This window comes from Streptomyces sp. NPDC001492 (assembly GCF_053597275.1).
In genome coordinates this window covers 1-12,211 of the sequence record NZ_JBSFHW010000054.1, presented here as the reverse complement: position 1 = coordinate 12,211, position 12,211 = coordinate 1, and the positions used below count along the sequence as shown (strand labels likewise).

Below are 12,211 nucleotides of genomic sequence, written 5' to 3'. Positions count from 1 at the left end.
CCGGCTCACCCTCCGCGGCCGACGAGGTCCGACAGGGCCCTGACCGACAGCCGGTCCTTGGCCAGGAAACCGGTGGCCGGGGAGCGGGCGAGGCGCGCGGCGAACTCATCGGCCTCGCGCACCGAGCACAGCACGAGCACCATGTCGGCGGCCAGCGTGTTCAGCTCCCGCGTCACGGCGAAGACGTTCTCCCCGGGCAGCCCCAGGTCCAGGAGCACGATGTCCGGCCGCTCCCCCCGGGCGACCGCCGCGAGCGCCGCGGCCCCGGAAGCCGCCTCGGTCACGGCGTAGTCCCCGTCCGCCTCCAACAGGGCCCGTACGGCGGCCCGGTAGGCGGCGTCGTCGTCGACGATCAGCACGCTGCGGCTCATGACCCCATGCTGACGGGCGCGCGGTGGCCATGACATCAGGGCAGACCCTGAGAAGCCCCCGCCGGCGGACCGGTGCCCGCCTGGATGTCCGCGGCCCCTGCCGCGCGAAGACTGGGCGGACCACTCATCAGGGAGTCGGAAACCGGAAGTCGGGGGAATCGGGGGAACATCATGCGGGGGAAGACACGCGGAAAGGCGTGGGGGAAGCCTGCCAGGCCGCTCGCTTTGGTCGTGCTCGCGGCGCTGCTCGCGACCGGCCTGGCCGGCTGCAAGGAACCGGGCGAGGGCTCGGTGACCGTCAAACCGGCCTTCCTGCCGGTGTCGTTCACGATCGACTCGGCGGGCAACATCAGCGTCTCCGCCGACGCGAAGATCGTCACGCCGCTCGGCGAGGTCTCCGTCGGCGGATTCCAGCAGCGACTGGTCAGCGGAAAGAACCTGGTGGTCCTGATCCGGCACCTGGCGCACTCCGCGACGACCACCCGGAGCGCAGCGTTCGTCCAGGCACGGGACGCGCAGGGGACGGGATACGTCTACTCCGCCTACGAGATCCACACCAAGGGCCGCCATGTCCGGCCCTCCCTGGACGGGCGGGACCTCGCGCTCGCGCAGGGCGGCACGGTACTGGTCGACGCGACCCGTACGCAGCCCGGCAAGGTGACGCGTCTGCAGATCGCCGACGCCCCGAAACAGCAGGACTCTCCCGTGCCGACCAGTTCGGCATCCTCCTGTGCCGCCGGAACCGGCGACATCGGCATCACCCTGCCCGAGGTGAGCGCAGGCGCCGACGTCGACGCCACCGTGGCGCAGCTGGCCGCCGACTGCCTCCAGGTGCAGTACGCGGCCGAGCCCGCGGACGGCGTCGAGGAGGGCACCGTCTCCCGGGTCGTCATCCCGACCGCCGACGCCGCCGGCACCGTACGACTGCCACCCGCCGACGACACCGCGCCCCAGCCCGGCGACCGGGTGACCGCAAGCCGCCGTACGCCGACGACGGTGTACGTGACCGCGACGCCGTCCGCGCCCTCGGACCCGCCGACGGACTCGCCGACCCCCACACCGACGGACACGCCCACCGACACCGGACCTTCCGGGAGCGCGACCGTCACCGGCGCCGTGGCGGCACCCGTACGCACCGGGCCCACCACCGCCGACACGCAGATCAGCTACATCGAGGCGGGCGGCTCGTACCAGGCGCTGTGCGCGGCGCACGGCGACCCCGTGCAGGCACACGGCTACGACAGCGACCTGTGGGTCGAGCTGCTCCGCGCCACCGGTGGCACAGGCTGGGTCACGGCCACCGCGCTCACCGGCGGCCCCGACGCCCTGTCGCTCCCCGACTGTGCCGAGCCGTCCGACCCGGCGACGGTCACTCCGTCCGACGGCACCCCCACCCCCATCCCGACCTCGACCGCGACCGAATGAGGACGACGAACAGCGATGAGCAGAACGAAGAAGAAGGTCGGCGAGATCCGCATCGCCAAGCGGATCGTCACCATCGGACACGAGACCTACCCGCTCGCCAACATCTCGCGGGTCCAGACGCTGCGCGTGGTCTGGCGAGGCAAGCTGGCGACGTTCCATCCGCTCCGAGAGATCGCCGCCCTGCTCCTCCTGGGCGGCGCGATCAGCCTGGTCCTGCAGCGTGCCGGGTCCCGGCTCGCAGGCGCGGACGCCGAGACCGTACGACGGATCGGCACGGCCTTCGTCGTGCTGCTGGCCGTCCGGACCGCCTACCTGCTGGGCGTGCTGCTCTACCGGCTGCTGCTGCGGCGCAAGCGGTACGCGCTGCTCATCGAGACGGCGGGCACGCAGTACACGGCGCTGTCCGGGACGGCCCGCGACGAGATCCACCGCATCCAGGCGGCGATCGTCGCCGCGATCGAGGACCCGCCGGCCACGGAACGGATCCTGCACGTGGGAGGGGATCTCGTCGTCGGGGACAAGTTCGGCGGCGACAAGGTCGGCCGGGACAAGAACGTCCGGAGTGGATCTCCCGCCTAGCCACCACCCTCACGAAGAGAACAGAAGAGAACAGAAGAGAAGGAGCCATGGATGTCCGACTACGTCCACGGGGACAAGTTCGGCGGCGACAAGATCGGCCGCGACAAGAACGTCCAGACCGGCGGCAGCGGCAACACCTTCAGGATCGACAACTCCCCGGGAGTCTCACCCGCCGAGCTGGACGCGGCCGTCGGTGAACTGCGCGCCTTCGTCGCCCAGTTGACCCGGGAGGGAGTCGTGGCGCCGGACGGCAGCGTCACCGACGCCGGTGCGGTCGTCACGGCGGTGCGTTCGCGGCCCGAGCGTCTGCGGGCGCTCGCCGGTGCGGTCGCGGGCGGCGCCTCGGACGCGGTGCTGGCTGTGGTGCGGGGCGGGGTGGCCACGCTGGTCACGGCGCTCGTCGGGGGGATGTGAGGGGCGGGGATGGTTCGCGGCGGGGAAGACGCGGAACGTCCTCCAACTGCTCTTAGCAGGGCGGTAGTTTGGCGCTGTTCATCGGGGGCCGTGTGGTCGGTCGGTGGTACGCGGCGCCGGCGCGTTGGTAGCGGACGCGCGCCTTCCGCGCATCTGTCCGAGCAGCCCCTGCTCGGGATGTACATGACCGTCAGGCACAGGGCCTATCTGCACCTGGGCAACACGGCCCGCCGCTTTGAGGTGACTTACACCGACGGGTACAGCGAGGTGCTGACGGACGACGACCGGCAAGCGGTGCACGAGGCGTTCACGCGCAAGCTGGAGACGGACCGGCCGGCGTACGTCCGCAGCATGGTGCGAAGCGGACGCCTCACCGTTGGCTGGAGCCGTGGAGCACCGTCAGGCCACAGCGTCGGCTTCAGGTCGCAATCAGTCCGCAGCCGTACCGGGATCGAGGTGCCGGGCGGCGAACGAGCCCGGTGCCTGGCCGTCATCCCGGGCCACCGTAGTCAGCGGGACGCCGTCTGGTGGATCCCGGGGACGTCCAGTTCGTCTGCGCTGAGGAACTGGTTGTACGCGGTGACGTTCGTGAAGAAGATCGGGATGGGAAGGGTGAGCCCCGGTGGCAGCGGGGGCGGCATGCTCGGGGTGAACGTGACGGGGAGCAGGCCGAGGAGGTTCCCGCTGAGGACCTTGGTCAGCAGGACCACGGGCCGCCCGGTGGCCACCGTCGTGCTGGAGGGAGCGTCCGTCTCCAGCGTGCCCTGACAGGGATACCAGGGGCCGGGGGCGGACGGGTCCACGCGGCCGATGCCGGGAATGCCCATGTCGAGCAGGGGCAGCCGGAGGCCGGGCAGACCGTGGAAGGGCGGGGCCGGCGGCGGGGGCTGGTGACGGCCGCATCCGGGGGCGAGCAGCGGAGCCGTCTGCCGCAGGCTCGCGATGTCGACCCGGTACGCGGTGAAGACCAGCACCTCCTGGGGGCCGTACGCCGTCGGCACCTCGGTGATGCCGTGGTAGGTCAGCCCGGTGAGCACCAGCAGCGGGGTGACGACCCGGAACGGCTGGGCGGCGGTGCGTACGCGGTACGCGGCGGCATCGACACCCAGCCTGAGGGAGATCAAGGGCTGCGGAAGGCACCAGGGCGAGTGCTCGTCCCGGTCGGAGCCCGTGCCCAGATCGATGTGCAGCGGCAGCAGCGACAGGGGCCCGTTCATCCGCCCGTCGGCAGGCAGGGGCGGGATGTCGAGGCGCAGGACGGACGGCGGGGCGTTGCCGTCCGACGTGCTCGGCTGCTTGTCCGGCCTGCCCGGCCCGGCGACGTGGTCGGGCTTGCTGCGCTGGGGCCGGTCGGCGGGGCGGGTCGGCCGTGACGTCTCATGGTCGTTCTGGGCAGCGGGGCCCTTGTCCTGCTTGTCGCGTGCGTCGTCCGAACCGTGCAGGCCGAGCAGGTCGGAGACCGAGCCGAGAAGGCCCGCTCCGGAGGAGGGAGCGGGAGCGGGTGCGGGCTTGACGGAGGCCGGCCCGCGTCCGGGCCTGGTGTCGTTCGTCTCGGTGCGCGGCTTCGGCACAAGAGGGACGAGGGGTGTGTGCGGGCCGTCCACCGCGGAGCCTGAGCCCGGGATGCGGCCTCCGGTGCCGCGCGCGGGGGGTGCCGCCCCGGCCAGCAGTCCGCCGAGCAGGGAGCAGACGGTCAGGTGCGGGGGAGCGGTGTCGGCGGCGGTGCTCCCGAGCACGCTGGGCGGATCGACGCGGTTCGGCACCGCTCGCGGCAGGTGCGCCGGGGCCGGTTGCAGCCCGCCGGTCAGCAGAGCCCCGATCGGCAGCACACCGAGCGCCCGCATACGGCTGGTACGCCAGGTCAGACCGTTCGGGCGCGGGGTGCCGCCGGCTGGTCCGCCGCCGACCGCATGACCTCCGCTGCCTCCCCAGCCGTCCGGTTCGCCGGAGCCGCCGGAGCCTCCGGCCCCACCGGGGCCGCCCGAATCACCAGGGCCGTCGGGACCATCCGGCCCCTCCGGGCTGCCCGGCTCTCCGGAGCCGCCCGAGCCGTTCCCGCGACGCCAGTCCGGCCAGACCGGCGGCCGGACCGGAGGCCTCGCGTACGGCACCCAGCTCACCGCCATCGCACCGCCGGTGATACCGAGCAGAAAACCGATCAGGAAGCCGCCGAAATTGGAGAGCACGAGCGAGGCGACCGCGAGCACCAGCGTGGCGATGCCCGCGAACACCCGGTGCCCGGGCGACAGCCACAGGCTGAGCGCGAGGACCACCAGGAAGATCCCCATGAGCGACCCGGCCACACCGGCGACGCCCTCATGCATCATGACCGGCAACGGCGCGAACGGGATGGAGAGGATCTCGACCCCCGCCAGCAGCGTCCACACTCCGGCCCAGAACGGGCGACTGCGCCGCCAGTCACCGAAGGCGTTCCACCATCCGTGCCGCTCCCCGTCGTCCTCTCCCTTTCTCCTGCCTCCGAGGCGCAGCCACGCACTACTCACTGCGATCCTCCGGAGTGTGGCGGTGTCCGTGATCCTCATCGGAGGAGTGGTGACCTTCGTGATCCGTATCTGACGAGTGGTGACCTTCGTGATCCCCGTCGGAGGAGTGGTGACCTCCGTGATCGCCACCAGAAGGGCCGTGACCTTCGTGACCCGCACCGGAGGAGTCGTCGTCCCCCTGATCCGCGTCGGCGTCGAAACACGGGTTCGAGCCGACCTGCACGCTGAGATGGAGTCCCGGCAGCCGGAACGTCGCCGCACTCACCGAACGCGTCTGCTGCCGCAGGTTGTCGATGCGTACGGTGTCGGCCTGCTCGCCGAAGCCGCCGGGCTCGCCGTGCACGCCCGGCACACCCTGCACGGTGGCGGCGTCCTGACCGATGTTGATGTTGTGGAAGAGCGCGTCGCCCTGCAGGTCGTGGCTGTCGGCCACGAGCCGGTCCGCGTGCGCGGGACTCCCGCCGCTGCCCGAGGTCAGCCGCAGGGTGACGGGCCCGAGCAGGGGCACGTCCTGGACGACGGACTGGCACAGGTCGTACAGGTCCGCGGACCGGATGCCGGAGAGAGCCTCCGGGTACGAGGCATGAGCGCCGCGGTCCAGCACACCGAACTGAACGAACCCCCGCCCGTCGAGCGTGCTGGCCGAGATCTGGAAACTCTCGCCGGAAACCGTGAACGAGTTGGGTGAGACTCCGAAGGACGCGGCCAGGGCGCCACGCGCCATCGCCGTGCACAGCCCTGCGGACGCCAGCAAGGTGGGCACCATGGCCACGGCCAGGCGCCTCCATCGGGTGTGGCCCGTGAGACGTCTGCTCACAGTGGTCTGGGTGGCACTGTCGACGTTGGTCGTCATCCCTCTCCCCGTCAGACGATCCGGGCCGGCCCATCAACGGGCCGAGAAGCCCCAAATTCCCGAGTCTCGGGCGGTACGCATCGCCAACTCCTGTGGGACCCGCGGGTGACTGAGAGAAACAGCAGCGGGACCCCAATGGACGGACGCATTCACCCACCTGGGTCAGGCAAGGGGGGAGGGACGTTCAGCGGATTCCTGCGAGGACTAGCAGGGCTTGGCTCCGGCCTTCACGCTGAGGTGCAGGCCCGTGAGGCGGAAGGTCGCCGCCTTCACCTCCCGGGTCGACTGCCGGAGGTGCTCGATGCGGACGGTGTCGGCCGACTGTCCGAAGAGTCCCGTCAGGGCATCAGAGCCGTTCTCGAAGGTCGAGGCGTCCTGGCCGATGACGATGTTGTGGAACACCGCGTCGCCGCCCAGGTCGTCGGTGTGGACGACGAGATGGTCCGCGTGCGCGGGCTTGCCGCCACCGCCGGCACCGATCCGCAGCGTGGTCTCGCCGACGACGGGGAGCTTGACGACCATCGACTGGCACAGGTTGTACAGGTCGGCCGAGTCGATCCCGGCGATGGCCTCCGGGTACGTCCGGGACTTCGACCGGTCGGTCGAGACGTACTGGGTGAACCCGGTGCCGTCCAGCCGGTCGGCGGTGATCTCGAGGTTCTGTCCGGAGATCGCCATGGACTGTGCGGTGACCGCGAGCGAAACGGGGAGTGTTCCGCTGCCGATCCCCACCAGGAGCAGCGCGGACACCACCAGAGTCGGCACCATCACCAGGCCGAGCCGACCCCACCGGGTGTGACCGGCGGGGCGGGGACCGGGCTCAGGGAACGTCATCACTGCCTCCCCGGCTCGAGCGGGGCCGAGCGGGGGCGGGACACCACCTGCGCCGCCGGCTGCGGCCGTCGGGCCACAGCCTCATTGCAACCTGCGGTGTGCAGGTCGGCAACCGGAACCGGTGCGGCGGTGATCAGCCCGGGCTTCGGTCGGCCCGGGATGTGCGGTGCGCCTGGCGTGCCCTTCTCCCCGGGTCTCGCCTGGGGTTGGATGAGCCTGGCCCCTGCCCGCAACCGTCGAGGTCAGACATGCGTTTCACCACTCGCCCCACCCTCCAGGGCACCTTCGGGATGGTGTCCTCCACCCACTGGCTGGCCTCGCAGTCGGCGATGGCCGTCCTTGAGGACGGCGGCAACGCGTACGACGCTGCCGTGGCCGGGGCGTTCGTGCTGCACGTCGTCGAGCCGCACCTCAACGGACCGGCCGGCGAGGTGCCGATCCTGCTCGCCCCTGCGGGCGGCGAGGTGCGGGTGCTGTGCGGCCAGGGCGTCGCGCCCGCCGGAGCGACGGTCGCGCACTACCGGGGGCTCGGGCTGGAGCTCGTCCCCGGCACCGGACCGCTCGCCGCCGCCGTGCCCGGCGCCTTCGACGCCTGGATGCTCCTCCTGCGCGACCACGGCACCAAGCCCCTCGCCGACGTCCTCAAGTACGCCATCGGGTACGCCGAGCACGGGCACGCGCCCGTGGAGAACGTCGGCGCGACCGTCGAGTCGGTACGGCAGCTGTTCGAGACGGAGTGGACCTCCTCGGCGGAGGTCTACCTGCCGGGCGGGAAGGCCCCACGCCCCGGTGAGCTGCTGCGCAACCCCGCCCTCGCCGCCACCTGGAAACGACTGCTCACCGAGGTCGCCGGTGCGGGGGACAGGATCGCGCAGATCGAGGCGGCGAGGGAGGTCTGGCGGTCGGGGTTCATCGCCGAGGCCCTGATACGGCAGGCGCGGCGGCCCACCATCGACACCAGCGGCGAACGCCACACCGGCACCCTCACGGCCGCCGACCTCGCCGGCTGGTCCGCGACCTACGAGGCCCCGGCGACGTACGACTGGAACGGCTGGACCCTGTGCAAGGCCGGCCCGTGGAGCCAGGGCCCCGCCTTCCTCCAGCAGCTCGCCCTGCTCCCGCCCGAGCTGCCCGAGTACGGGTCCGCCGACTACGTCCACCTGCTGATCGAGGGCTGCAAGCTGGCCATGGCCGACCGGGAGGCCTGGTACGGGGACGCCGCCGAGGTCCCGCTCGACGAGCTGCTGTCGGCGGACTACAACGCGGCCCGGCGCGCTCTCGTCGGCTTCAAGGCCTCGTACGAGCTGCGTCCCGGCAGTCCCGGCGGGCGGACCCCGCGGCTGAGCGGGCACGCGCGCGTGGTCGTCACCGACGACACCGGGTTCAACCCCATGGGCGCAGGTGAGCCGACGGTCGCCAAGCCGACCACGTCCCCGGTGCCGGGTGAGCCACGCGCGCGTGCCGCCGAACCGGGGGTGCGCGCCGACGGCGCCACCCGTGGCGACACCTGCCACCTCGACGTCGTCGACCGCTGGGGCAACCTGGTCGCGGCCACGCCCAGCGGGGGCTGGCTGCAGTCCAACCCCGTCGTGCCCGAGCTGGGCTTTCCGCTCGGCACCCGGCTGCAGATGACCTGGCTGGAGGAGGGCCTTCCGAACTCGCTGACGCCCGGCCGCCGCCCCCGCACCACCCTCACGCCCTCGATCGCCCTGCGGGACGGCGTCCCGGTCATGGCGTTCGGCACGCCCGGCGGTGATCAGCAGGACCAGTGGCAGCTGCACTTCTTCCTGGCCGTCGCCCTGCGCGGGCAGGTCCGTGGGGGCCTCGACCTGCAGGGCGCGATCGACGCTCCGAACTGGCACAACGACGGCTTCCCGGGGTCGTTCTACCCGCGCGGAATGCGCCCGGGAAGCGTGACGGTCGAGTCCCGCACGGACCCTGGCGTCGTCGAGGAGCTCCGAAGGCGCGGACACGACATCACCGTCGGTGACCCCTGGTCGGAGGGCCGGCTGTGCGCGGTCGCCCGGGACCCGGAGACCGGCATCCTGTCGGCGGCCGCGAACCCTCGGGGGATGCAGGGGTACGCGGTGGGTCGCTGATCACGTACACCGGGTCCGCTGAGCGGGCACGCCGAGTTCACGCCGATTCCAGCGGGGGTCCACCGGCGCGGTGGGGATTGTCAGTGGCGCGTGCTCTCATGGAGTCATGATCGAAGACAAGGAAACCATCGACGAGTTTCTCGCCCGCCACTCGGCCGACGTGGAGGAGGCGGTCCGCAAGGCCGCCGCGGCCGAGATCATGCCCCGCTTCCGCCGGCTCGCCGCGCACGAGGTCGACCAGAAGGCCGGACCGCACGACCTGGTGACCGACGCCGACCGCTTCGCCGAGCAGTACCTCACGGACGCCCTCGGCGCGCTCCTGCCCGGTTCGGTCGTGGTCGGCGAGGAGGCGGTGCACGCCGACCCGGTGACATATGAGGCGATCCAGGGCGACGCCCCGGTCTGGATCGTCGACCCGGTCGACGGGACACGGCAGTTCGTGCGCGGCGAAGCCGGATTCTGCACGCTGGTCGCCCTCGCACACCGAGGAGTCCTGCTCGCCTCCTGGACCTACGCACCCGCGCGCGACCAACTGGCCACGGCGATAAGGGGCCAGGGCGCCTTCCTCGACGGCGAGCGGCTGTCCGCGGGCTCGCCCATACCCGGCCGGGACCTCCAAGTGGCCACCTCCCACCCGGACTACACGACCGAGGAGCAGAAGCGCACCCTGCTCGGCCTGCGGACCGACGGTATCGAGTTCCGCTCCTGCGGCTCGGCGGGCCTGGAGTATCTCGCCATGGCTCGCGGCCAGTTGGACGCCGTCGCCTTCTCCTGGGAGGCGGCGTGGGATCACGCGGCGGGCATCCTGCTGGTCGAGGAGGCGGGCGGCGCCCACCAGACGCTCACAGGAGAACCGTTCCGCATCACCGGTGGCAACGCCCTCCCCTTCACGACGGCCCGTGACGCCGCGACGGCAGAGAGGGTGGCGGCACTTCTGCGAAAGGGGTCGGCCTGACCCACGGCCGCGTACAACCGTTGGGCCCGAGCTCCTGGGCGGTCCTCATTCCCTGCCCCCGGCGCTGTCAGGCCCCCGGCTTATCCTGATCCTGAATGGCCGTCGGCTGACGAAGGGGTGCCGTCGATGCTCGATGCTGTCGTGGTGGGTGCGGGGCCGAACGGACTGACGGCCGCCGTGGAACTGGCCCGCCGCGGCTTCTCCGTGGCGGTTTTCGAGGCCCGTGACACCGTCGGCGGTGGAGCCCGCACCGAAGAGCTCACCCTGCCCGGCTTCCGGCACGACCCGTGCTCCGCGGCCCACCCCCTCGCCATCAACTCCCCGGCGTTCCGCGCCCTGCCCCTGGAGCGGTACGGCCTGGAGTGGCTGCACGCCGAGCTCCCCATGGCTCACCCCTTCACCGACGGCACCGCCGCCGTCCTGTCCCGCTCGGTCGCCGAGACGGCCGCGTCCTTCGGCCCACGGGACGCGGGCGCCTACCGCAGGCTGATCGCGCCCTTCCTCCCCAAGTGGGACACCCTGGCCCGCGACTTCATGTCCCTGCCGCTCACCGCCCTCCCGCGCGACCCGGTGACCCTCGCCCGCTTCGGCCTGGTCGGCCTGCCCCCGTCGACCTGGCTGACCCGCCGTTTCCAGGACGAACGGGCGAAGACCCTGTTCGCCGGCCTCGTCGCACACGTCATGGCCCCACTGAATGGCTTCGCCACCGGCGCCATCGGCCTGGTCTTCGCCCTCGCCGCACACGCCCGCGGCTGGCCCGTGGCCCGCGGCGGCTCCCAGTCCATCTCCGACGCGCTCACCGCGTACCTCAAGGACCTGGGCGGCCTGGTCCACACGGACTACGAGGTCAAGCGTCTCGACGACCTGCCGCCCGCCCGCGCCTACGTCTTCGACACCTCACCCACCGCCCTGGCCCGCATCGCGGGCTTCGGCCGCTACTACGAGGGCTACAAGTACGGCCCCGGAGTCTTCAAGGTGGACTACGCGCTGGACGGCCCGGTGCCGTGGGCCGCCGAGGAGGCCCGCGCCGCCGGCACCGTGCAGATCGGCGCGGACAGCGCGGAGATCGGCGCCGCCCTGACCGCGGCCTCCCGGGAGGGCAGAGCACCCGACAAACCCTTCATGATCACGGTCCAGCCGAGCGTCGTCGACCCCACCCGCGCCCCTGACGGCCAGCAGGTCTTCTGGGCCTACGGTCACGTCCCCAGCGGCTGGACCGGAGACCTCACGGATGCCATGGAGCGCCAACTGGAGCGCTTCGCCCCGGGGTTCCGCGACCGCGTCCTCGCCCGTGCCACCGCAGGGCCGCCCGAACTCGCCGCCCGCAACGCCAACTACATCGGTGGCGACATCGCCTCCGGCGCGGTCTGCGGACTCCAGATCCTGCTGCGCCCCAAACTCTCCCTGTTCCCGTACAGCACCCCCCACCCGGCCGTCTTCATCTGCTCCTCGGCCACCCCACCCGGCCCGGGGGTGCACGGCATGTCCGGGCACAACGCCGCGAAGGCCGTCTGGAGGAGGCTGAGACAGACATGACGCCGACCATCACCGTCACCAAGGGCGACATCACCCGCGAAAGCGTCGACGCGATCGTCAACGCCGCGAACTCCTCCCTGCTCGGCGGCGGAGGCGTGGACGGCGCCATCCACCGCCGCGGCGGCCCCGCGATCCTGGAGGAGTGCCGCAAACTCCGCGCCTCCCACTACGGCAAGGGCCTTCCCACCGGCCAGGCGATCGCCACCACCGCGGGCGACCTGGACGCACGCTGGGTGATCCACACGGTGGGCCCGGTCTGGCAGGTTGGCGGCGGCGATGCCTCGCTTCTCGCCTCTTGCTACCGGGAGTCTCTGCGCGTGGCGGACGAGTTGGGTGCGCGGACGGTTGCGTTCCCGGCGATCTCCACCGGCGTGTATCGGTGGCCGATGGAGGACGCGGCTCGTATTGCCGTCGAGACGGTGCTGAACACACCAACGGGCGTCGAGGAAGTGCGGTTCGTCCTCTTCGATCACCGAGCGTACGAGGCATTCGCCAAGCAACTCGGCTGAGGAAGCCGTTCTTGGGCATACCCATTGCGCCTGAGCCCCCGAAAACCGGAAAGGCCGACGTCCCAATCCGCTCCTCTATACGGCCTGGTACTCGCTGCACAACGTGCAGCTGTCCGGTCTGGACCACCAGAC

The 12,211-nt window shown here is 71.8% G+C and carries 11 protein-coding genes; 7 read left to right on the top strand and 4 right to left on the bottom strand.

Annotated elements, in window-relative coordinates; genetic code table 11:
- Positions 1–5: 5 nt before the first annotated feature.
- Complete coding sequence (locus tag ACWC1K_RS42960; protein WP_450838837.1) at positions 6–371, bottom strand: response regulator; 366 nt, start codon at positions 369–371, stop codon at positions 6–8.
- Between the two features lie 171 nt (positions 372–542).
- On the opposite strand from ACWC1K_RS42960, the gene ACWC1K_RS42955 reads away from it, so the two are divergent.
- From ACWC1K_RS42955 to ACWC1K_RS42945, 3 genes are read left to right on the top strand one after another with little or no spacing between them, the layout of a single operon-like run.
- Positions 543–1,796, top strand: coding sequence for an SH3 domain-containing protein (locus ACWC1K_RS42955; protein WP_450838836.1), 1,254 nt, complete (start codon positions 543–545; stop codon positions 1,794–1,796).
- Between the two features lie 15 nt (positions 1,797–1,811).
- Positions 1,812–2,375 (top strand): DUF6232 family protein, encoded by a 564-nt coding sequence (locus tag ACWC1K_RS42950; RefSeq protein ID WP_450838835.1) that lies wholly within the window; start codon positions 1,812–1,814, stop codon positions 2,373–2,375.
- A gap of 51 nt (positions 2,376–2,426) precedes the next feature.
- A complete protein-coding gene (locus ACWC1K_RS42945) occupies positions 2,427–2,789 on the top strand; it encodes a hypothetical protein (protein WP_450838833.1) in 363 nt (120 codons plus the stop codon).
- Between the two features lie 509 nt (positions 2,790–3,298).
- On the opposite strand, the gene ACWC1K_RS42940 is transcribed toward ACWC1K_RS42945, so the two are convergent.
- The 3 genes from ACWC1K_RS42940 to ACWC1K_RS42930 all read right to left on the bottom strand — a co-directional run bounded on the left by ACWC1K_RS42940 (position 3,299) and on the right by ACWC1K_RS42930 (position 6,980).
- Entirely contained in the window at positions 3,299–5,293 is a 1,995-nt protein-coding gene (locus ACWC1K_RS42940; RefSeq protein WP_450838832.1) for a DUF6114 domain-containing protein, read from the bottom strand.
- Positions 5,286–6,146: a DUF6230 family protein gene (locus ACWC1K_RS42935; protein ID WP_450838830.1), complete on the bottom strand. Its 861-nt coding sequence runs from the start codon at positions 6,144–6,146 to the stop codon at positions 5,286–5,288. The genes ACWC1K_RS42940 and ACWC1K_RS42935 overlap by 8 nt, the downstream gene beginning before the upstream one ends.
- A gap of 204 nt (positions 6,147–6,350) precedes the next feature.
- The gene (locus tag ACWC1K_RS42930; RefSeq protein WP_450838829.1) at positions 6,351–6,980 is read right to left on the bottom strand and encodes a DUF6230 family protein; all 630 of its coding nucleotides are present in this window, start codon (positions 6,978–6,980) and stop codon (positions 6,351–6,353) included.
- 248 nt (positions 6,981–7,228) lie between these two features.
- Here ACWC1K_RS42930 and ACWC1K_RS42925 point away from each other — a divergent pair, with 248 nt between their 5' ends.
- From ACWC1K_RS42925 to ACWC1K_RS42910, 4 genes are all read left to right on the top strand, one after another.
- Positions 7,229–9,079, top strand: a complete 1,851-nt coding sequence (locus tag ACWC1K_RS42925) for a gamma-glutamyltransferase family protein (RefSeq protein WP_450838827.1) — start codon at positions 7,229–7,231, stop codon at positions 9,077–9,079.
- Positions 9,080–9,185: 106 nt separating this feature from the next.
- Positions 9,186–10,034, top strand: a complete 849-nt coding sequence (locus ACWC1K_RS42920) for an inositol monophosphatase family protein (RefSeq protein ID WP_450838825.1) — start codon at positions 9,186–9,188, stop codon at positions 10,032–10,034.
- A 126-nt stretch (positions 10,035–10,160) separates the two neighbouring features.
- Positions 10,161–11,570, top strand: coding sequence for a phytoene desaturase family protein (locus tag ACWC1K_RS42915; protein WP_450838823.1), 1,410 nt, complete (start codon positions 10,161–10,163; stop codon positions 11,568–11,570).
- Positions 11,567–12,079: an O-acetyl-ADP-ribose deacetylase gene (locus ACWC1K_RS42910; RefSeq protein WP_450838822.1), complete on the top strand. Its 513-nt coding sequence runs from the start codon at positions 11,567–11,569 to the stop codon at positions 12,077–12,079. Before ACWC1K_RS42915 ends, ACWC1K_RS42910 begins: the two co-directional genes overlap by 4 nt.
- Positions 12,080–12,211 lie beyond the last annotated feature (132 nt).